The organism is Candidatus Wallbacteria bacterium (assembly GCA_028687545.1).
In the GTDB taxonomy this organism is placed as follows: domain Bacteria; phylum Muiribacteriota; class JAQTZZ01; order JAQTZZ01; family JAQTZZ01; genus JAQTZZ01.
Map to the genome: position 1 here is coordinate 163406 of JAQTZZ010000001.1, position 21645 is coordinate 185050.

The 21645-nt window shown below is 48.2% G+C and carries 20 protein-coding genes and 1 pseudogene; 10 read left to right on the plus strand and 11 right to left on the minus strand.

Going from position 1 to position 21645, the window contains the following annotated elements; all coding sequences use genetic code 11:
* The first annotated feature begins 310 nt into the window (after window positions 1–310).
* From nrdR to flgM, 6 genes and pseudogenes are all read left to right on the plus strand, one after another.
* The gene (gene nrdR, locus PHW04_00770) at window positions 311–790 is read left to right on the plus strand and encodes a transcriptional regulator NrdR (protein ID MDD2714405.1); all 480 of its coding nucleotides are present in this window, start codon (window positions 311–313) and stop codon (window positions 788–790) included.
* Window positions 787–2838 (plus strand): annotated as a pseudogene (locus tag PHW04_00775) (ribonucleoside triphosphate reductase). The gene nrdR and the pseudogene PHW04_00775 overlap by 4 nt, the downstream one beginning before the upstream one ends.
* 671 nt (window positions 2839–3509) lie before the next feature.
* Window positions 3510–4193, plus strand: a complete 684-nt coding sequence (locus tag PHW04_00780) for an ankyrin repeat domain-containing protein (GenBank protein ID MDD2714406.1) — start codon at window positions 3510–3512, stop codon at window positions 4191–4193.
* A gap of 67 nt (window positions 4194–4260) precedes the next feature.
* Window positions 4261–4422, plus strand: coding sequence for a hypothetical protein (locus PHW04_00785; protein ID MDD2714407.1), 162 nt, complete (start codon window positions 4261–4263; stop codon window positions 4420–4422).
* A 178-nt stretch (window positions 4423–4600) separates the two neighbouring features.
* Entirely contained in the window at window positions 4601–5248 is a 648-nt protein-coding gene (locus PHW04_00790; GenBank protein MDD2714408.1) for an anaerobic ribonucleoside-triphosphate reductase activating protein, read from the plus strand.
* Between the two features lie 258 nt (window positions 5249–5506).
* The gene (flgM, locus tag PHW04_00795) at window positions 5507–5866 is read left to right on the plus strand and encodes a flagellar biosynthesis anti-sigma factor FlgM (protein ID MDD2714409.1); all 360 of its coding nucleotides are present in this window, start codon (window positions 5507–5509) and stop codon (window positions 5864–5866) included.
* Window positions 5867–5894: 28 nt separating this feature from the next.
* On the opposite strand, the gene PHW04_00800 is transcribed toward flgM, so the two are convergent.
* On the minus strand, window positions 5895–6179 hold the full coding sequence (locus PHW04_00800) for an HU family DNA-binding protein (GenBank protein MDD2714410.1): 285 nt from the start codon (window positions 6177–6179) through the stop codon (window positions 5895–5897).
* A 184-nt stretch (window positions 6180–6363) separates the two neighbouring features.
* Window positions 6364–7950, minus strand: coding sequence for a HEAT repeat domain-containing protein (locus tag PHW04_00805; protein ID MDD2714411.1), 1587 nt, complete (start codon window positions 7948–7950; stop codon window positions 6364–6366).
* Window positions 7951–8074: 124 nt separating this feature from the next.
* Between PHW04_00805 and ade the strand changes: the two genes are divergently transcribed.
* Genes ade through PHW04_00825 form a run of 4 tightly spaced genes read left to right on the plus strand, consistent with a single transcriptional unit; the run spans window position 8075 to window position 13751 of the window.
* Complete coding sequence (ade, locus tag PHW04_00810) at window positions 8075–9814, plus strand: adenine deaminase (protein MDD2714412.1); 1740 nt, start codon at window positions 8075–8077, stop codon at window positions 9812–9814.
* A 50-nt stretch (window positions 9815–9864) separates the two neighbouring features.
* Complete coding sequence (locus PHW04_00815) at window positions 9865–10989, plus strand: tetratricopeptide repeat protein (GenBank protein MDD2714413.1); 1125 nt, start codon at window positions 9865–9867, stop codon at window positions 10987–10989.
* 9 nt (window positions 10990–10998) lie between these two features.
* Complete coding sequence (locus PHW04_00820) at window positions 10999–12750, plus strand: hypothetical protein (GenBank protein MDD2714414.1); 1752 nt, start codon at window positions 10999–11001, stop codon at window positions 12748–12750.
* Window positions 12747–13751, plus strand: a complete 1005-nt coding sequence (locus tag PHW04_00825; GenBank protein ID MDD2714415.1) for a hypothetical protein — start codon at window positions 12747–12749, stop codon at window positions 13749–13751. The genes PHW04_00820 and PHW04_00825 overlap by 4 nt, the downstream gene beginning before the upstream one ends.
* A gap of 15 nt (window positions 13752–13766) precedes the next feature.
* On the opposite strand, the gene PHW04_00830 is transcribed toward PHW04_00825, so the two are convergent.
* The 9 genes from PHW04_00830 to PHW04_00870 all read right to left on the minus strand — a co-directional run bounded on the left by PHW04_00830 (window position 13767) and on the right by PHW04_00870 (window position 21494).
* Entirely contained in the window at window positions 13767–14897 is a 1131-nt protein-coding gene (locus PHW04_00830; protein MDD2714416.1) for a hypothetical protein, read from the minus strand.
* Between the two features lie 167 nt (window positions 14898–15064).
* Complete coding sequence (locus PHW04_00835; GenBank protein ID MDD2714417.1) at window positions 15065–16864, minus strand: glutamate mutase L; 1800 nt, start codon at window positions 16862–16864, stop codon at window positions 15065–15067.
* A 64-nt stretch (window positions 16865–16928) separates the two neighbouring features.
* Window positions 16929–17222 (minus strand): hypothetical protein, encoded by a 294-nt coding sequence (locus PHW04_00840; GenBank protein MDD2714418.1) that lies wholly within the window; start codon window positions 17220–17222, stop codon window positions 16929–16931.
* Window positions 17223–17225: 3 nt separating this feature from the next.
* Window positions 17226–17639: a hypothetical protein gene (locus tag PHW04_00845; protein ID MDD2714419.1), complete on the minus strand. Its 414-nt coding sequence runs from the start codon at window positions 17637–17639 to the stop codon at window positions 17226–17228.
* Window position 17640: 1 nt separating this feature from the next.
* Window positions 17641–18276 (minus strand): hypothetical protein, encoded by a 636-nt coding sequence (locus tag PHW04_00850; protein ID MDD2714420.1) that lies wholly within the window; start codon window positions 18274–18276, stop codon window positions 17641–17643.
* Between the two features lie 8 nt (window positions 18277–18284).
* Window positions 18285–19106, minus strand: coding sequence for a hypothetical protein (locus PHW04_00855; protein MDD2714421.1), 822 nt, complete (start codon window positions 19104–19106; stop codon window positions 18285–18287).
* Between the two features lies 1 nt (window position 19107).
* Entirely contained in the window at window positions 19108–19731 is a 624-nt protein-coding gene (locus PHW04_00860; protein ID MDD2714422.1) for a hypothetical protein, read from the minus strand.
* A 9-nt stretch (window positions 19732–19740) separates the two neighbouring features.
* Window positions 19741–20910 (minus strand): hypothetical protein, encoded by a 1170-nt coding sequence (locus PHW04_00865; GenBank protein ID MDD2714423.1) that lies wholly within the window; start codon window positions 20908–20910, stop codon window positions 19741–19743.
* A 215-nt stretch (window positions 20911–21125) separates the two neighbouring features.
* On the minus strand, window positions 21126–21494 hold the full coding sequence (locus tag PHW04_00870; GenBank protein MDD2714424.1) for a hypothetical protein: 369 nt from the start codon (window positions 21492–21494) through the stop codon (window positions 21126–21128).
* Between the last annotated feature and the right edge of the window lie 151 nt (window positions 21495–21645).

Genomic DNA, 21645 nt, shown 5'->3' on the forward strand with positions numbered 1-21645 from the left:
ATTTTGTGTTCATGAGTTTGAGGTTTGTAAGTCAGTAAGTTTATAAGGGCGTAAGATGCGTATCTCTTCTCTTTCTTAACAACTTACCAACTTGTAATCTTACAAACTTACAAACCACTTGCCCTTGACCATTAAAAAAAATAAGTTGTTCCTTTAGTCGTGGCGGTACTGTTTTGCCCCGTTTTCTGATTATCAATCAACATAAACTATCCACGGGTGGGTGGTAGGAATTAAGGTTTGACTAAAATTTATCGATACTATATATAGTGTGGACGCCTAAAATTTCAAAAGGAAAAACACTAACTGTAGTATGAAATGTCCTTACTGCAAATCCGACGATACCAGGGTAATCGAAACCAGGGAAATCGACAACAACTATGAAATCAGGCGGAGACGCGAGTGCCCTACCTGCAGCAGGCGCTTTACCACACGAGAAAAACTGGAAGGGGTGGTGAAAATGGTGGTAAAGAACGACGGCAGGAGAGAAGAATTCAGCTCGCAGAAGCTGCGTCATGGGCTTCAGCGTGCCTGCGAGAAAAGACCGATCTCTGCAGAAGCGATCGAGAGTATAGTTTCCGGGGTGGAGCAGGAAGTTTTTCTGCTGCCCCAGAAAGAAGTGGACAGCAGATTCCTGGGGAAAATGGTGATGGAGGCCCTGAAACGGCTGGATGATGTGGCATATATCAGATTTGCCTCCGTTTACAAGCAATTCAAGGATGTAACTGAATTCGCAGTTGAAATTGAAAACATCAAAAAAGGAAGAGGAAAGGAAAGGAGCCGTCAAGTATGAGCTGGGGAGAAATGTTTAAAGTCACAAAAAGAAACAATGAGATAGTCGAGTTCGATCAGGACAGGATAACCAATGCCATCTATAAGGCAGCCATAGCCGTAGGCGGACGGAACCGCAACACAGCCACCCAGGTCTCGGAAAAGGTGGTCGAATACCTGAAACAGCGCTACCCGAACCGCTTTGTAGTGACTGTGGAAGAAATCCAGGATGCAGTGGAAAAGACCCTGATCGAAAACGGGCATGCCAAGACCGCCAAAGCATACATATTGTACCGCGAGCGGCATCAGAGACTGCGCGAGATGAAATCTGTAGCTCTTGACGTGGAAAAGACCATCCACGAATACATCTGCAAATCGGACTGGCGGGTCTGGGAGAACAGCAATTCAAATTTTTCCTTCTCGGGTCTGATGCTGCATATCTCAGGCAAGGTCATTTCCAATTACATGCTTTCCGAGATTTACACCCCTGCTCTGGCTGAATCCCATCGCAACGGCTACATCCATATTCACGATCTGGCGAATGGAGTGGTCGGATACTGCTCAGGCTGGTCGCTGAAAGACCTTCTGGTCAAGGGTTTCGGCAATGTCCCGAACAAGGTGGATGCCAAACCGGCCAAGCACCTGGATGTAGTCGTGTCCCAGATGGTGAACTTCATCGGCTGCATGCAGATGGAATTTGCCGGAGCCCAGGCCTTTTCCAGTGTGGACACACTGCTCGCTCCTTTCGTGAAGGCAGACAAGCTCAATTTTGACGAAGTCAAGCAGAATATGCAGAGAATGATTTTCTCTCTCAACATTCCTTCACGCTGGGGTTCCCAGACGCCATTCTCCAATCTTACATTCGACCTGACCACCCCTCTGGACATGAAAAATCAGAAAGCGATCGTGGGCGGGAAAGAAATGGATTTCACCTATGGCGAGTGCCAGGTGGAAATGGATATGATCAACACGGCGTTCCTGGAACTGATGGAAATCGGAGACGCCAAGGGCCGGATTTTCACCTTTCCGATACCTACCTACAATCTGACCAAGGATTTCAAGTGGGATACCCCGATCGCCAAGTTGCTGTTCAAAGTCACGGCAAAATACGGGATCCCCTATTTCCAGAATTACATCGGATCAGATCTTGACCCGAAATCAATCCGCGCCATGTGCTGCAGGCTGAATCTCAACCAGCTGGAACTTATGAACAGACCGGGTTCCATCTGGGGTCCTGGAGACAACACCGGCTCCATCGGCGTAATCACGATCAATCTGAATCGCCTGGCTTTTGAAGCCCACAACCAGAAGGAATTCTTCAATCTCGTCCAGTATTACATGGAACTGGGCCGGGACGCCCTGGAAATCAAGCGCAGGATGATCACGACCAACCTTGCCAATGGCCTGATGCCTTACACGAAAGCTTACATGGGGAGTTTCCAGAACCATTTTTCCACCATCGGCATCTGCGGAATGCATGACGCCTGCATCAACTTCCTGGGCAAAGGCATCGACACGGACGAAGGCAAAAAGTTCGCGATCAAGACTCTGGAATTCATGAAAAAACAGCTGAAGAAATTCCAGGAAGAGACCAGCAATCTTTACAATCTTGAAGCCACCCCGGCCGAGTCCACTTCATATCGCCTGGCCAAGCTTGACAAGGAGAAGTACCCTCAGATATATACCTCCGGCAAAGATGCCCCTTATCTAACTAATTCAACCCAGCTCCCAGTCGATTCCAAGCTGGATCTCTTCGAAGCCCTGGCTCATCAGAGCGAAATCCAGGTTCATTACACTGGCGGGACCATGTTCCATACTTTCATCGGCGAGGAAATCGATGATCCTGAAGTCTGCAAAAATCTGGTGAAAAAGATCGCGGAAAATACCAAACTCCCTTATTTTTCGATCACACCCACTTTCAGCGTCTGTAAAGACCATGGATATCTGAAAGGTGAGCAGTTCGAATGCCCACAGTGTCACAGTAAGACCGAAGTCTACAGCCGGATCGTAGGTTATTACAGACCTGTGCAGAACTGGAATCCAGGCAAGAAAGAGGAATTTTTCCAGCGCGCGACTTATGACAAGGCGGTTGAACAGGTCAAGGCGCAGTTTCCGTCTGGAAAAGATGCGGCAGCAGTGAAAATTGCGGATGCGCCGGTTGCAATAGAGAAAGCCGATGAAGCCAAGTCTGAGGAGAAGGTCAAGAAGGTCAAACTCTTTGTTTCGACCAACTGTCCGACCTGCACTCAGCTTAAAACTCATCTCACCAAATTCGCCTATCCGGTGGAAGAATGGAATGTGTACACTGACGAAGGACTGAAAGAATCGCAGCGTTATCAGGTGATGAGCGTGCCGACCCTGGTTTTCCTCGACGACCAGGAGCAGGTGATCATGAAGGCCAATAAATGGGACGAGAAATGGGGTGCCTGACGGCCTGCTGAGCTACGACTAACAATCGTTCGATATAGGAATAAAGCAACATCCCCGGACTGAACATGGGGATGTTTTTTTGTCAAAAAACATCTGATACCGTCAAAATTCTGACGGTTTGTGGCAGCATACTCAATCCAGAAGGCCTGAAGCCAGGCCTTTTTTTCTTTGGCATAGGTACTGCTAAATAATAAATTGCCGATACAATGTAGAGCTTCTTACAATTACTATTGTTAGAAGCTCTTACCCGGATGACAAAGGCATCTGAGCGCTCCATGGCTCAGATTGAACAGCTGCTAAAGAGGTAATTCATGAAAACAATCATCATCGCAATCACACTCTTACTCACACTTCAGATTCTGGAGGCAAGTCAGGCTGATTCCAGACTGGTCGCTGCGGTGATGGACGGAAATCTCCGCGAAGTGCAGAATCTGGCCGGGAATGGGATGGAAATCAACGCTTATGATCATCTCGGCGGTTATACACTGCTGAGCATCGCTTGCGCGAAGGGCTACCGTGAAGTGATTAAATTTCTGCTTAAATCAGGCGCAGATCCAAATCTCAGGGATAGCGAAGGCAATTCACCGCTGTTCTTTGCCATCAGGAACGACAGGATGCAAGTGGTTCGGCAATTGATTGAAGGGGGAGCTGACCCTGAGATATCTGACAGAAGGCAGGTAACTCCATTGATGTGTGCAATCTTCGAAGACCGCGACGAGATTGCTGAATACCTGATCTGCAGGGGCGTGAATCTGGATGCCAGGAACAGTCTGGGAGCTACAGCTCTGATGTACGCAGCTGCTTCAGGAAATCAGAAGATAGTTGAATTACTGCTTGATAAAGGCGCTGACAGGAATCTGCTGGACCAGAACGGGTGCAATGCGGTGGCTGTTGCAAGAGAATCCGGGCACGGGAGAATTGCCAACCTGATCAATGAAATCAAGCCTGAAAACAGGAAAAAGAAGGTGTATACAGTTTCCCCATCAATAATCTGATCTAAAAAATGTCTGAAATCATTCAGATTACTCTTTCTCAGGTGTATAATGGCATGAGGAGAGAGAAATGGGTAAATTGCTGCAGCAGATTCTGACCAACCTACTGGGGCATAAATTTGGAGAGTGGCTGGACAGCCACCCTGAAGTCATCAATTGTGTGGAGTTTATCCTGATCGCCGGGATCAGCCTGGGCTGCCTGATCTATATCATCCGCCAGTTTCTGGTTTAACTTCCCCGTCCTTCACTTCAATCGGCATTCGAATTATCGATTGTTGCGGAATGTTGCCGGTAAGACATTCATTTTTCCATTGGAATGATCATTTTTATCGTTCTGCAGATATAGAAGTTCCTTCTGTCGGATCTGGAAGCTGGCAACAGAAATCAGTCCCTGATATCATTTTCCAAAGATGAAAATCGGCGGATTCCTGAAAAAAAGTCTGATCGAGTACCCTGGGTGCATCTCAGCGGTGGTTTTCACCATTGGCTGCAACTTCCGCTGCCCTTTCTGCCATAATCCGGAACTGGTTTTGCAGGCTGAAGCATCATTCACCGAAGCAGAAATTTTCGCCTATCTGGATCTGAATCGCAAATGGCTTGATGCGCTGGTGATTTCCGGAGGGGAACCCACGCTTCAGCCTGATCTCGCCGATTTCTGCCTAGAGATCAGGAAAATGGGCTTTCCGGTCAAGATCGAGACAAATGGCACCAGACCTGAGATTCTTTCCAGCCTGATCAGCGAAAAGCTGATCCAGAGGATCCAGATGGATATCAAGACCCGGCTTGACCAACCGGAATACTCCAGGATCACGGATGCAGCAATAGAGCTGGATCAGATCAGAAAAAGCATCGAGATCATAAAAAAATCGGGATTGCCTTTCGAATTCGTGACTACGACTGTCCCTGGGATCCACAATGCCCGTGATATTGCCGAGATCCGCAGGGAACTTTCGCATGATATCCCTCACAGGCTGCAGGAATTCAGACCAGGGAAAGTTTTAAATGAAAAGCTGCTGCTTGAATTGGGGTATGTAAAAGAGGTAATAGGTAAAAGGTGAATGGTGAATGGTGAATGGTGAATGGATGCAAGTAGGGACCCTTCACCTACCAGATTGGTATACTGGTAACAAATCTTGAATAAAATTAAAGTTCCCCTTGAAACAGCCCGATAACTTAGATATAACACAAACGATTCCTGGTTACCTGTGACCGGATTAAAGTAATTTTGGATTTTGCCGATAGGTAATTTAGGATAAGAAAAGATAAAGCTTATAAGCTTTACGCAGAGAGGGAACATCTCAACAAGGGGGGAAATTATGAGCATAATTTCCAAAGATTCCATCCGCATCGATCAGCATGTTAAAACCGACAAAACTTCCAGAACCCACAAGAAGGATGACTTTCAGAAAGTCCTGAGCCAGGAAACTGAAAAAATCGACGACTCCGGCAAAATTGACCAGTCCACAAGTTCGATCAAGAATGCAGACCTTTCCTCAATTATCAGAGTGAATCAGGAGGTCGCCCTCGCCAGAGCGGTGATTGACAGCACTCCTGAAATCCGGGAAGATCTGGTCAAGCAGATCAAGCAAGAAATCCAGAACGGGACCTACAAAATCGAGCTTGATTCTGTCGCTGATAATATGATTAAGAGCGGCGTTTTCGACGACCTGCTTTAGAGCTGGAAGAGCCTTTAAAAGCCTTTTTTTATCTGCCGATCTTCTTGAGATTGGCAGAGTATTTAAGGAAAGGGGTTTTCCTGGCGGGAATCGGTACGGCTTCTCTGGTGTGCGGATTGCGGCCGATCCTGGGTTTTCTCTCCTTCAGCATGAAAGTGCCGAAGCGGGAAATTACAACCCTGCCGTCTTCCTTGAGACAATTTTCAATGATGTAAAAAGTTTCCTGAATCGCCCTGAGGGCTTTTGCCTGCGAGATGTTTATTTTTTTCGCCAGTTCCTTGGCCAGATCTCTCTTGGTCATGCTTTTTTTCATGTTCATCCTCCGTTTGATATTTCAGTAAGCCTCATGCAAAAAGTCCGGTTTCAGTCTGATCCTGTGAATCAACCCGTTCCTGTTGATGCACATTACATTTTATTGCCTGAGAGTGAGTTTTGCAAGTAAGCCTCAGGCAAAAAGTCCGGTTTTCAATAATTCGTGCCCGGAATTTATTTTTCGACTAAGCGTTTCCCGGATGAAAATTGCCGATGTTCTTTCCTTCCAATACTGTCCGAGCAAAAATATTACCGTTACCAGCCATGATTTGTAAAGTTTTTTCAGCTTTCTGCGAAATCAGAGGCTTGCGTGAACTTCTGAGTTTATCCAGCAGGGTGGCAGTTTTTCCGTCACCGAGGTTTGCGAGCACATAAAACGCTTCCAGTTTCATGTCGTCTGAAGGGGAATCCAGCATGTTTTCAATGATTTTATGAGCATTGATCGCAGGATAGTCACGGAGGGCAAGGATCGCAGTTCCGCGCACAGAAGGTGTTGCATCATCAAGCAGCGGGACAAGCAGCTGGATAGTGTCCTTGGTGTTGAGAATCTTGACGGCTGCAATGGCGCCTTTCTTGACCTCAGGAAACCGGCTTTTCAATCCCCTGGAAATCACTGACAGGAACTGTTCTCCGCCGAGCTTTGCCACGGCTCTCAGACATTGCCCCTTGACCATCGCGTTTTCGCTGCTTTTCAACAATTCAAGCACATTCTCGAACAGCTTGTATTTTCTCTGGCTGATGATCAGGTTTATCCCTCTGATGTTTTCTTCAGGCCGACCTGGTTTAAGCATTTTCAATATTTTTTCGGTATCAACAGCTTCTGTGTTGATCAGATTTTTCTCATAACGCTTGGTTTTCAGAAAATTCTGGAGATAACCGGATATTTCAGAGGTCTTGAAATCGAATGTGCTGGAAAGGGAATCATGATTATCGGATTGTAGATTTTGTTTTTTCAGGACCGAGGAGGCTCCGGTGATATTGAGGCTGCTTAATGATTTCAGGACTTCAGCTGCCTTTTCCTTGGTTTTCGGGTCGAGTGATTTCAAGGCGAGTTCGAGAAGAGGAAGGGAACTTTCTCCAAAATATCCGGCGGTCACGACTGCAGCTTCCACAAGTTCGGGATCGCGGTGCTTGATCATGCCTTCCAGAAGCTCCAGCACATGAGTCTGGCCGAAAAATTTGAGAAAATTCAAGACTGGCTGATGCAGAGATTCCTCATCATCGATCAGAAACAGGATCAGTATTTCGTAAGCTTCGCGTGATGCGAATCCGCCGAGAATTTCGATAATCTGGCGCTTTACGGCTTTGGAGGGGTGTTTGACGAACTGACGGTAGAACTGAACATCGCTCTGGATGGAGAAGCGGGAAAGCACATGCAGCAGCCGGCAGATCAGTTTTTCCGATCGCTCGGTTTTCAACTGTTTTTTGATCAGCGGGTAAAATTCCAGATTGAGATGCTCAGCCAGTGAATCTAAAGCTTTAAGTTTTTCGTCATCTGTTCCTGACTCGATGAAGATTCTGATTTTCTCATCACTCAGATACTCAACGGTCTTCTTCGCCGGTGTCAACTTGGGCTCGATCTGAAAAATACCTTGCTGGGCGAGAAAGCGGAGACCTGGAGATTCGTCTCCTGCAGCGATTTTTTTCAAATACGGGAGTGCCTGACTGTCGGACTTTTTCACCAGCAGCATGATGGCATTTTTTCTGGTCTCTTCCAGAGGGCTGTCCAGGTCGAACAGAATTTCTTCGAAGTTCATTTCCAAGGGCGACATAAGTAAAATTCTACAATGAATCAGGCTCGATATCAAAAGAAAGATGTATGGCATGTGGATGACAGAGGACCGGTCAATGTGATAAAATAGCGATAGCTTCTAATTTGTGCTCAAGGTGGATTAAATGCCTGAAAATCTGGATAAGCTCAAAAAGATCATCGGAGTCGCTCTAGGCGAAATCGAGGGTGACTTGATCCTCAAGAATGGGATCGTGTTCAACACTATTTCCGGAGAGATATATACAGCCGACATTATAGTTGCCGACGACATCATCGCCGGGGTGGGGAGTTACGACAATGCCGCCAAAGTGATTGACGTCAAGGGAAAGTTCGTGTTGCCGGGGCTGATAGACGGGCATGTGCACGTGGAAAGCTCAATGCTCGGGCTGGGCGAATTCTCCAGAGCCCTTATTTCGCATGGAGTAACGACAGTAATCGCCGATCCTCATGAATTCACGAATATCTTTGGTAAGGAAGGGATCAGGTATTTTCTGAAGGAATCGGAAAAAATACCTCTCAATTTCTACCTGATGATTCCTTCCTGCATACCTCCAACTTCCCTGGAAACAGCTGCAGCGATGATCACTGCCGATGAATATCCTGAATTGATGGCTGACCCGAGAGTGCTCGGGCTGGCCGAGATGATGAATTTTCCCGGGGTTATCCGCCGGGATGAAGCTGTGCTCAAAAAGCTCCTCTGCACCGGTGGAAAACTGATCGACGGCCACGCCCCGAAACTTTCAGGCCGGGAACTTTGCGCTTACATCTCCGGAGGGGTAACTTCTGAACACGAATGTGTGAGCACCAAGGAAGCGCAGGAGAAATTAAGGCTCGGGATGTACATAATGTTGAGGGAAGGATCTGCTACAAAAAATCTGCACGACCTGCTGCCGCTTGTCAACAAATTCAACAGTCAGCGCTGTTTCCTCGCTACTGACGACCTGCATCCTGATGATATCCAGGATGGACACATCGACCAGCTGGTGCGCACGATCATCAAGGAATCCGGCAATGCGATGCGGGCAGTGAGGATGGCTTCATTGAATGCGGCTGAATATTACGGACTTCGAAATCTGGGTGCGATCGCTCCCGGAAAACTGGCCGACCTGCTGGTGGTACCGGAGATGGAGTCTTTCAAACTTGAAACAGTGATCAAGTCAGGACGGGTTATCTATGAACACGGCAATTTTTTCTGGAAAAAGAGCGATACCGAAGAATATCTGAGAAAAACCTATCCTGGATTTTTTTCGTCCTTCTTGGTCAAGGATTTTTCCAGGAAACGCCTTTCGATTCCTGTGGGAACCGGGAAAATGAGAGTGATCAATATCCTCCCGGATCAGCTCTTGACCAGCGTGTCGTACGAGGAGCCGACTGTCTCTGACGGACTGGTGCAATGCGACCTTGAACGTGATCTTCTCAAGCTCTGTGTGGTGGAACGGCACCGGGCTACAGGAAATATAGGCTTAGGATTCGTAAAGGGACTGAAATTGAAAAGAGGAGCGCTGGCGGCCTCGATCGCGCACGACTCCCATAACATTATCGCAGCCGGTACCAATGATGAGGACATCTATCGGGCGGTCAGTCTGGTGATAGGGGCGGGAGGTGGAATCGCCATAGCCTGCGGTTCCGATTCCAAAGTGCTTTCACTTCCGATGGGTGGATTGATGTCACCTGCCGGAATCGACGAAGTGGCGGGACGCCTCAGGGAATTGAAACGGGAAGTCGCAGAATGGGGGACCGATCTCAGGGACCCGTTCATGCAGCTCTCATTCCTCGCACTGCCCGTGATTCCTGAAATCAAACTTACTGATCTCGGTCTTGTGAATGTACTGGAGCAAAGTCTGATTTCGTTATGGACCAGGTGAAATGACTGAGAGTTTTAACGACATTTTCAAATCAATTGCGAGGTGAAAATTTGAAAAGAGGAATTGTTTTAATTGCGTTTCTGTTCTGTACATCCCTTTTTGCCGAAAACGTGGCTGAGACTACTGTCAAGGCCAAGGAATATCTGGACAAGGGAAATCTTGAAAATGCCATCACTTTATACAAGCTGGCTCTGAAATCGGGCCCGACAGCTTCCGAAGAAATCGAACTGGATAAGGCTCTTGCTGATTGCTACGAGGACCTGACCAGAAAGTCACCCGAATACTGCTTTTACTATTGGGACACTTACCTGTCGAAGCTGAAAAAAGACGATCTTGGAGAAGCCTTGAATGACCTGTATGCACGCTGGGGCGAAGAAAAACCGGTCCAGGTGCTGGAACTTTTTGATAAATACCTGCCGCTAGCCCGGGAAGGCGATCTGTCGTATGATGAATTTCTTTACAAACTGGCTGAATTGAACGTCAGATTGAAGAAACCTGAGGAAGCGGAGCGGCTCTGGCAGGAAATTGTGAAATATTACAGCAACAGCGATCTGAAGAAGCAGGTCCTGAAGCACCTGTACGAGAGTGCAGTGAACCGCAAGGACTACCCGGAGGCGATTTCCTATCTCGAAAAACTTCCGCAGACAGCCGTGAATCTGATTCAATTGGGAGACATCTATTACGGCGACCAGGATTATTATCAGGCAATCGGTTTTTATCAGAAAGCGCTGGCTGAGGGCCCGGACGATGAGACCCAGACAACGGTTTTACGGAAGCTTTACGAGATCGCCATCAAGCTCGGAAATTTTGACCGTGCGCTTACACTGCTTGCCGACCTGAGCAAAAGTTCTCCTGACGACAAATCCGAATTCGCTTTGAATGAGGCCAGGATCTGGTTTAGGGGTAAGAATTCATTCATACCCTCGAAAGACAATACCTATCTGAACACCTACGAGAATTACAGGAAAGCTGAAAAGCTTTACCTGAATGTCAAGGATTCAGCCAAGGAACACCCTGAACTGGCGAGAAAAGCCTGTCTGGAGCTGGCCGATCTTTATCTGGCCACCTTTGATAACAAAAGGGCTAGAGAGCAGCTTGACTTCATCCTGAAGGAATGGAAGGAATCGGCTGAAGCGGAGATAGCGGCGGAGATGCTCAAGACTCTTAAAGAATAGGCTCCTTGAATGAAGGAGCGATTCCTGGTTTTTTGCCTGGGCGTGATGTCCGCGTTCCTTCTGCTGGAATCTGCGATCAGAGTCTGTGCTCTGTTTCAGGAATCGATGCGTCCCGTTTCATTTCAGAAAAAATCCGGGGTGGTGATCCTGTGCGCCGGTGATTCATTCACATACGGTTATGGTCTTCCCGGGGGGCAGGACTATCCTTCACAACTCGAAGCGCTGCTCTCTTCGGGCGGAGACGGCTATCGGGTGCTGAATCTGGGACGGAATGGCGGAACATCCTGGATGCTTGCAGATAAGATTGAGGGATACATTGATTCTTATGTGCCTGACCTTGCCATAATCATGATCGGAAGAGCCAACAGGAATCAGCTGGTCCACCCTGGGGAAGGTTCATGGATAATCAAACTTTTTTCCCGTTCCAGAAGCCTGCAGTTTCTGCATCTGCTGTTCTCAGATATCCGGGAGAGAAAACCTGGCCTTCTGGCAGCGGTCAGGGCCGGATGGGACAGATTCAATTTTTTCAGTCTCAAATCGACCGGAAACCTTGAAGCGCCGGCTGCCTTTTCCGGACCTTCAGTTTGTTCGATCGATTTCCCACGATTTACTGGTGAAGTCTGGGAGCAGGCGAAAAAAAAAGATCTCTCAGCACTGGAAGCCAGGCTTTCGGAAAAGCCCTGGCCAGATACCGAGGAAATTTTAGCCTGCGGTGTATCCTATCTGCTGTCCGGTGACTTTGACAAGGCCTATGCTTTGTTCGACCGGGCAGCTGAAACCAGGGGGAAATACTATTTTTTCAGCGTTTATAGAGGAGTATGCAGGCTGCTCGAATTTAAGATCAATGCAGCAGCCGACCAGTTCCGGGAAGCTCTTGCCATGGAACCGGAGGACACTGGAGCCATGATCGGGTTCGGATGCACTTTGCTGCTGAAACAGCAGCGGGAAGAGGCACGTCTCTGGTTTGAAAGGGTCAGGAAGATTGATCCTGGAAACGGCTGGGCATACAATTTTCTGGGCAGGTGCTGCCTGGACGCACGGGATCTTGAAAACGCCCGCAGCTTTTATCTGGAAGGCATCAGGAGAGAGCCTGAACTTACCATGAATTATACCGCTCTTGGAGAACTGTACAGCCATGAAAGAAAATTTGCCGAGGCTCAGCAGATACTTACCGAGGCTTTACGCAGGGGGATTGTTCTGAACTGGGAAAAGAGCAGAGCCCTTCTTGTGCTGGGACTGTGTGAGTGCACACTCAATCCCCGGGAAGGTGCTGAAAAAGCCCGGGAGTTTTTAATGGAATCCATCCGCTGCGATCAAAAAAATCATGTGGCTCTCACTTATCTAATCAGTCTTGCCGGCGGGAAAGCGGAAGTTTTAGAGAGCATGATCGATTCGTTTGAAAAATCCGGTCATGGCGATGCAGCTTTTTTTCTGCGCCATCAGGAAAATGCTCTTCCGCTGTCCGAAGTTGTCTGGAAGCAGCTGCGGGCAGATCTGGAGAAGATCGTCGAATCCTGCAGGAGTAAAGGCGTGAAATTGATTTTCATGAATTATCCGAATGAAGAGAATCCTGTTTTAAAGGATGTCGCTTTGGAGCAGTCTGTTCCTTTCGTCGATCTGCTCGATGCCTTCAATAAATTGTGGGATACAGGAGAAAAAAGCTGGGATTATTTTCTGCCTGACCTTCACTGCGGCGAACAGGGTAACCGCAAGATCGCGGAAGTGCTGAAACCGGTAGTGCTGGAAGTGCTGGCAAAATGAGACCGGATTCTCCGGATTTTCTGTATGTTCACCGCTCGCTTGAACCCGAAGCCAGGCTTCGGGATTTCCTGCACGGGCTTGAATTTTATCAAGATGAAACAGAGCTTTTTCCGGGAGTTCCACGAGCAGTATCCAGGAAGAATTCTTTTCTTAAGCCTTATGTTTACGGTACAGGAGTAATCGATCGCAGGCAGCATGTCCTGAGAATTTCCCAGGCCTGTCCTTGTGACTGTCTGTATTGTTACATCAAAGCCGTTTATCCAGACACCCCTCCCTATTTTTTTTACAATCTGAGTGATCTGTATCATGAAATCCATGAGCTGACAGCGATTGAACAGTCACCGTATCTGAACGCGGGTGAAAATGCTGATTCCTTCGCCTTTGACGGCCAATCCTGCCTGAGCCTGCTGCTTTCGCAGATTGCCATGGATTTTCCGCAGATCACCCTGGAATTGAGGACAAAGATACCTTCAAGGGTGAATCCTGGTTTCCTGAAGCAGAAAGCGCCGGCCAACATGCTGATTGCAGTTTCCCTGAATCCTGAAGAAATCATCGGAGAATATGAATCAGGGACAGATCTGCTGGATTCCAGAATCAGTGGTTTGAAAGATATATCAAGAGCCGGTTACAGGATCGCAATCCGCCTTGACCCGATGGTCTATTCCGCTGATTTTGAGAAGAACTATGGAAAACTCCTGGAAAAATTGAAGGGAGAATTCAGTGCCGGCTGTTTCAGCAATATTCAGCTCGGCTGTCTGAGATTCACGAAAGAACAATCCAGATTGTTGCGAGCTACGGGATTCGGAGTTCGGGGTACAGGACAATCTGCTATTGCAAGTGAACTGCTTGCCGAGGAGATGATCTTATCCACTGACGGGCATTGGCGGTATTTCGTCGAAATCCGGAAGAAAATGTATAAGTTCATGCTGGACGGATTGAAACATTTCGATTGCCCCAAAAGCCTCAGCAATGAAACGGCAAAATGTCAAAGCACGTTATAGAGACGTGCCAGGTCTCTATGATTCGATGATTTCTATATTCGCCCTCGGTACGACTCTAACCGATCCATCAGGATGCTCGACCTCAACCACACGGACCATTGTCTCAGATTCGAGCTTCATAAGGGTCACTGGCAGTGATTTTACTTTGACTACAGCCCCGAAATCAGGTTCGCGGATGATGCGGACGAGTTTTCCGGGTGTCAGTCCTACATCTTTCCTGATTTCAGCTTCCTTGATTTTATCTTCTTCGATATTTTTCAGTGGGATGATGATTTCCGGTCTGATGACTCCGGCACGGATCTGAGTGGCTCCGTTAATTGAGGCCTGCTTTCCATTGTGCTTGGAAAGGAGGTCGTAAGTTTTCTTGGCCATGTTGATCTTTCCAAATCCCTCGGTCAGGATCATGGTCAGTCCCATTTCTTCGGAACCGGTGATGGCCACGCCAATGTCGTAACCCAGGAAATCCCTCAGATCTTTGGCGTCGATACCTCCTACAATGATGCCTTTTACCCCTGTGTCAACTGCTTTTTTCAAGGCATCGGCTACTATGAACGAACCGCCCACTATGATCTTTCCCGCGTGTTCAGGAAGGATTTCACGCGCCACGATCTCGTCTTCCAAACCCCTGGAGATCATTGAAATTTCTCCCACGACCTCGCCTCCGATGCCGAAAACACCTTGAACAAAGGCGGCCTGCAGCTTGATAGTTACACCTACATCCTTGTGGATTTCCTCCACGATTCCGTCGACATAGGCGTGGACTTCTACGGGTATTGGTGGTTCGCGCAGCACTACCTGTCCGGTGATACTGGAAATGTTTTCCACTGTGCCGGAGACCGGAGACTGACAGGATGATTTGAAATAGCCGAAAAAGCCCTTACTCTGGGCGAGCATCTGACCTTTGGAAATTATGTCGCCTTCACGGGCCAGCATGCATGATCCAAGCTCTGCCGGAGTGATGGCCAGTTTATTCACAACATTGATCAGTTCCACATTGCCTGGCAGATTGGTGGCAGCCACAACATCAGAAGCTTTGACCTTGTCGCCTATTTTGACTTTGATTTCACCCTTCAGAGGGAGAACACGCTCTTTATGGACAATCTGCCGCTCGCTGACTTTCAATCCTGGTACATATGCCTGACCCATTTTTCCTCCTTGACGATATCAATTAATGACTTTCTTGTGCTTGGAAGTTTGTATGTTGGTATGTTTGTAAGTTAGTAGGTTCTCAGACAATCCTTTCCCAACATACCAACCTATAAACATGCAAACTTACCAACTTCCTGCAGTTTTCATTCGATTTTCACCGTTGACTAGTAGTTTGGATACGCATTCATGCTGCTCAACCAGCGCTGCATTTTTGCCACGCGTTCGCTCTTGTTTTCAGGAAGCTTGAATGGTCTGCGTCCTCTGGTATCGAAAATGATACCTACTACGCCTCCGTAAAGTGTATCTTCAATCGAAATCCCGGGACCTGCACCCAGGTCAAGATTTTTAGCCGGTTTTGCATAGAGTTTGGCAACCTGCCCGACACCCAGAGGGTAAACCCTGATATCACCGAAAGTCAGTTCATCCTGAATCACCTTGCCGTCAGGCATGCTGATTTTGAATTCCAGGCATTTTTTACCGTCTTTTTCAGCACCGATGGGAGCAACGCAGGTGCCCAGATAGATCAGGCAGTCTTTTTCAAAGACCTGGGCAGCAGCTTCAGGATGGAAATTTGTCAGCACTCCCAGCTGAGGCATCATGAAAATAGAATCCACTGTGAGCTGTGTGACTCCTTCAGGCAGGAAGGCATCGATCATCATGATCGCAGCCTGGTGCCGCCGCGGAGAGTGGGACAGCACGCCGCCGCTGCCGATGATCATGTTCAGGGTAGTCATGTTGACCAGCGAGGAGTCGCTGGACTGGGAGAAGATGTCACTCATAGTGCGCTCTTTCTGAACACCTTTCAGGCTGACTGCCATTTCCTTGTGCTGAATCAGCGAAAGTCTCAGCGCCTCCCTGGCTACAGCCTGTTCGAAAATCAGTTCTTCCATGAGCTGCGGAATTGAGGTTGGCCTGATCATCTTGTTCTTGACCCGGTTCATCAGATCCTTCTCATTCATGTCGAACGGTATCCAGCGCATTACATTATCCAGTCCGGCTTCGGAAACTGTGTTGGAAATGCTGTAGCTCATGCCGAAGTTGGCTGAAACAGTGCGGTTGTATATTCCCTGAAAAACAGAAAAAACGTCTGTTGTCGCACCGCCAATGTCCACGCCGAGGATCTGTATCTTCTTCTCTCTGGCGATGCGCTGCATGATGGTGCCTACTGCGCCGGGTGTTGGTTCGATTTCATAATCAGTCATTGCCATCAGTTGCTTGTATCCAGGTGCCTGCTGCATTACATGCTCCAAAAACTGGTCATGGATCAGATGTCTGGCAGGCAGCAGATTTTCACGCTCCAACACCGGGCGGAGATTGTCTGTAACGGTCAGGGCGACTTTTTTACTGATCAGTTCCTTGACCAATTCGCGGGCATCCTTGTTCCCTGCATAGATTACCGGTAGCTGGAAGGTGATCCCGAATCTTGGTTTAGGGTCGGCTGCAGCAAGGATCTGGGCGATTTCCACCACGTGCTTAGTGGTGCCTCCGTCGATGCCTCCGGAAAACAGGATCATATCCGGCCGGAGTTTGCGGATGCGCTCAATCTTCTGATGGGGCAGCCTGCCGTCGTTGCTGGCAATGGTATCCATGACTATGGCGCCAGCGCCTAGTGCGGCGCGTGCAGCCGATTCAGCGCTCATGGCCTTGACTACGCCTGCCACCATCATCTGCAGTCCGCCTCCGGCGCTGCTGGTGGAAATATAAATATCGAATCCATCACTGCCCTTTTTGGGTTTCAACAAGGTGTCCCCGTCCGTGAACTTCCGCCCCACGATTTCTTCCAGCTCGTTGATGGCGTTAAAAACACCCTTGGTGACGTCTTCTACAGGAGCTTCAACCGTTGTCGGAGCTTCACCTCTCGCGATCAGGCGGAATTCCTCGCCCTGCTGTTCGATCAGGATTGCTTTGGTGGTAGTGCTGCCACAGTCAGTGGCAACGATAGTCCTGATGTCCTCTTTTTTCATAAAAACTCCTTAGGAGGATTTTTGGTAAAAAACAGATGAATTTTATCAGAAAACCAGTGGTTTTTCAAATTTTCTCCCCGGCTTCCCTTTTACGGGTGATGTCTTCCAGAGTCTGGATCAGCTGTTCGATGCTTTCCCGATCTTCCAGGATCTGCTGGAATCTCTTGTAATCCTTGATGTCCAGAAAAAGAGACACCAGCGGCTCCGCACCCAGCATCATCTGGGAGCTGATGAAATTCAAGGGTTTCATTGATTCCAGGAAGAAAATCAGCGGGGCTTCCAGCCTCCTCCTGACAACTTTCCTGGCATATTTTTCCAGAAGTTCATGGTCTTCAGCACTCAGAATGTGATTATCCATGCTTTATTTTTTCCCGTCCTGAACTGTACCCGTTTTCTGCCTGGCGAAAGCCAGAATTTCAATTTTCTTTTCCGCTTTGGAGGGCAGGAACAGGCCTCGAAAATTGTCCAGTCTGGAAGGTTTCGCGAACGGGCTCAGGAAAACTCCGTTCCTGCAGTCCAGGACACGCTGAAAATCGCTCCATTTGCGGGTTGAGGTTACTCCGAGGTGAGTGATTGTGATACCTGAATCTTCCATCAGGTATTCTGTGGGAAAGAAAAAGCCATGCAGAGACATAAAAAAAAGGAGGGCGGCCAGTGCCACCCATCCAATATTCTCACCAATCAGGAATAACCCGGCAAGGAAGGCCAGGATGATCAGCAGAATCGTAGCCAGTCTTTTCCTGTCCTCAACCAGCGGGTGTACTCTCCAATTCATGTCAGGAAATCACATGCAGCCATCGCTCCATCAGGAACTGCATTCGGCCGATCAGAAGCGAGATACGGGCCATCACTGTGTTCCCGAATGATCCTCCCAGCATGATCATCAGAAAGCAGATACCTACAAAAGACACGTTTTTATAGATGCCTTTGTGCTCCACTGAAAAGAAGAAATAAAAGAGCGATGTGAGCACTCCGGCAATCAGGATCAGATTCTGGAGGTTGGTGATAAAATCACCGCCCATGATCGGTTTCAGGGTATCGTAAATCTGAGCCATGATATCTGTCTGGACTGAAGCGGTGATGGCGAGTCCGGATCCAAGACCGACAATGTATGCCATCGGCCAGCGCGAAAGCCAGGCAAAATCCTTGTTCAGCCTGGCTACCATCATTAACCCCAGAATGCCTGGAATCAGATACCACCAGTTGTGTTCCGCTAGTTTGTCCACAAGATTGGGTTTCACCTGATTGAAATATGTGATGGTCAGGAGATAGCCGTTAGCCACACCGATGAAAATATATTCAGCCAGCCGGTATACGATGTTGTCCTTATAGAGGAAGCTGAAGATAGCTAGCGTGAGCAGGGCTCCGATCCAGACTCCGGCGGTTTCGTTATAGAAAATTCCATGTTCCATGTTGCCCCCTATTTCTTTCCGTATTTTTCGGTCAGGTAAATGACATTGCCAAGGATGATGAATCCGATGATCACCAGATGCGACATGGACTGGGCGTCCATTCCCCTGATTCCCTTGCCTGGTGCTCCGACCATTTTTTCATATTCAGCTGCCCCTGCCAGTCCGTTGATCAGACCCTTGAACTGACCTGAGCTGTAATACGGATAGAATTCTGTGGCTGAGACTGCGGTGCAGCCAGTGATCACATCAACGTGGTATTTTGTGCCGCCATACGCAACCCAGACAACTCCTCCGGAAGAACCTGCAGACAGGGAGATGACCAAACCGAAGGAGGAATAGTTCTTGACGTCCTGCAGAATCGGAAGTTCCCTGATATCGGTTCCAGCCTGGTCCTTAGGAAAGGCAATCGTGAAATCAGAACCGATGGAGTTTACGACCACTAAACCGCCGGCCTTGTACCCAACATTCACATAATCAGTTCCATATGTGAGTGTTGGATAATCCTTCTTGATTTCGCCGAAGGCTTTATTCATTTCAGCCGGGCCCTGAGGCCAGAGGCCGGTCATCACAACCCTCAGCTTTTTCTGGAAGCAGTGGCGCAGTATGGCTATATTCATCGGAAACAATTCAGCTTCGCTGCCAGGGTCATAGTCAGCTGAAAAAAGCACTCTTGATCCGGGAGGGAGGTTGTCCACTGCCTGGAATGCCCTTCTGGTCTCTTCTGTGATTACGATCGGCAGGCCGATCGGATTGAGCATCGGAATGATCACAGAGAGAGCTACACAGAGATAAATGATTCTTTTATCCAGATTTTTTATTTTTTCCCACATGTTAGTCTCCACCTCCCAGATATGCTCTTTCCAGTCCGAAAATAATCTTGATCGACATGGAGACTGCACCGATGGCGACTCCAATTGTGATCGCCCTCATAGCGCCTGTGGCGAAGTAATTCATGATCCAGGACTGGACTGTCGGGAACTGGTCCCAGATCGCTGATCCGATCGGCACACGTCCCAGCATCACGAAAAATCCGGCGATCATCATCAGCGTGGCTTCCTTGGTCTTGATGCGGAAAGCCCTGAAAGAAGCGGAAGATACATAGAAGGCCAGCAGGGAGAACATGGTGGCCTGCAGCGGATTATAAATGAAATTGTAGACAAAACTGAAGTTCGTCGTGCCGTCCATATCTGCCTTGTCCAGAAAACCCACGATCGAGGTGAAAAAGAAGAAAAAGATCAGAACGACCGACAAGCCCCAGTTTTTTCCCTGGCGGTAGACATTGGAAGAATGCACCATCAGGAGATTCAAGATGGCTACGAGCAGAGCGAAGGCCGCAATGACCAGGTATCCGCGCTGGCCTGCGTCGCTGATATCTGAAAGAGCTGGGGCAAAGAACGCGATGACGAAAAATATCCCGGTGCAAAAGGTAATCAGCAATGGTATGTTTCTTTTCATCAGGCCTCCTTAATTTTTGACCTGGAACAGGTCCTTGAAAAAATCGAACCATGGGGTGCCGGTAAATTTAGCGATAGAAGTCATGATCACTCCGATGACGATCGAGATCATGACTATCAGTTTCCCTGCGTCCTGACCTTTGAGGCTGCCGAGTTGCATCGGTTCTCTGGAGAAGTAGGCGGAGGCTGCGTATAACTCTTCTCCTATGATCGTATAGTCGCAGGCTGCGACGAAAAAGGGCAGCTGGGATGGCATTGTGGTTCCGGCAATCTGAATGGCCTTGATCGAGTTTCCGGTCTCTGCCAGAACAAGCGATTCGGCGTAGAAGGTTCCCAGGTAAAAAATAGTGGCCGGTTTTTCACGTATCATTTTGCCGCAGACTCCGGCTGCATAGCTGAACTGGTCATTAGCTATATAACGGACACAATCTTCTTTATAGGTATCCGGACGCCCTACCTTTAGGTGGGCTTCCTTGATCACTTCCTTGGCTGTGGAGAAGACGATGGGTCCGGCGACAGGGACTGTGATTTCAGTATCATATTCCGCGGTTTTCTTGGCAATATGCCCCAGAATCGAGATGGCTGCAATCGTAGGAAGGTCGTCCATGTCGTAAATGCCAGGCACGAACATCACCTCGCGTCCCATTTCAGTGGCGCGACCCACTGCCTCATCAATGGCCGAGAGACCGGCGATCGGCCGAACATAGAGATCCTGGCCCTTCAAGGCTGAAGTGATGTAGAAACCAACAAAACCGGCGATTACCAGCAGGGCTACCAGGAGATTGCCTAGTTCCGGGTTGAACATGCGGTGTTTTTTCTGATAGTCATTCGTGAAGTCGGCTGACAGCTGGGTGACGATTTCGGCTTCAACTGAGCCTTTCTGAAGATAGGTCTTGATCTGTCCCTCGATCTGTTCGAGATTCCAGTCTTTTACTCCGTTGCTTTCCAGGGACTTGATCACAAGATTCTTGACTTTGTCGATGGCGAACTGAGTGACTGGAGCCGCGGCTGCTGGAGCATTCACCGCCGCTTCCACTGGGGCAGCAGTTGAAGTTTCGACAGATGCCGCAGTTGTAATGGCGGCTTCCTGTGTGGCTGCGGCCGGAGGCGCTTCCTCAGCCAGAAGCATGCACCCTGTGAAGAAGATCATCATCAACAGTAGCAGCTTTTCCTTTTTCATTTATGACTCCTTTTGTAAAAAGATCTGAAAAAAAACAGAATCCCCTCCCTAAGCTATATTGTTTTTCTATTCCCATTTCACATTATCTACAGGCAGACATTGATCTCAAGTTACATTTTCCTGCAGATGGATTTAGGATTATTTTAATCAGGGAGGTTTTTAAAGTCAAAGGGAAATTTATTTTTCGGGATTCTCTAAGATTTGTGCCATTCCGGTCACTGACCGAGCTGGATCGCGGCATCCTGGGCAAAGACCCTGATATTGTTTTTCATGATGTTCACTGAATAAACGACAGCCGTGCCACTTTCACTGACCATCACAGACGCATTGACCGAAGTGTCCCCTGTGAGTTGAATTTCTGCCGGTTTACCCTTCAGACAGACAATTTTTGGGGAGGCGTAAGTTTCGTTTGTATAAATGTCTTTGATGGTCAGAGCGCAGAAGTAGTTGCCTGATTTGTAAGGTTGGATTTCCCATCTCACACTGTACTGATTATCCGAATAATTTTTTCCGATCGCTCCACTCAGCAGGCAGACCGAGAACAGCATGATCAAGATGCTGGAGAAGAGAAATGATTTTTTCATAGTTCCTCCCAATAGTATTTGTTTCATACTCTTTCGACTGGATCAGAAAAAAGGTGAGACGGAAGTAGTAACAGATTTGCGGAAATTGGTTACTGATTCTTATTGAGCTTTTACCTGGCCAAAGAAGCATTGAAAACTGCGAAATCGGCCA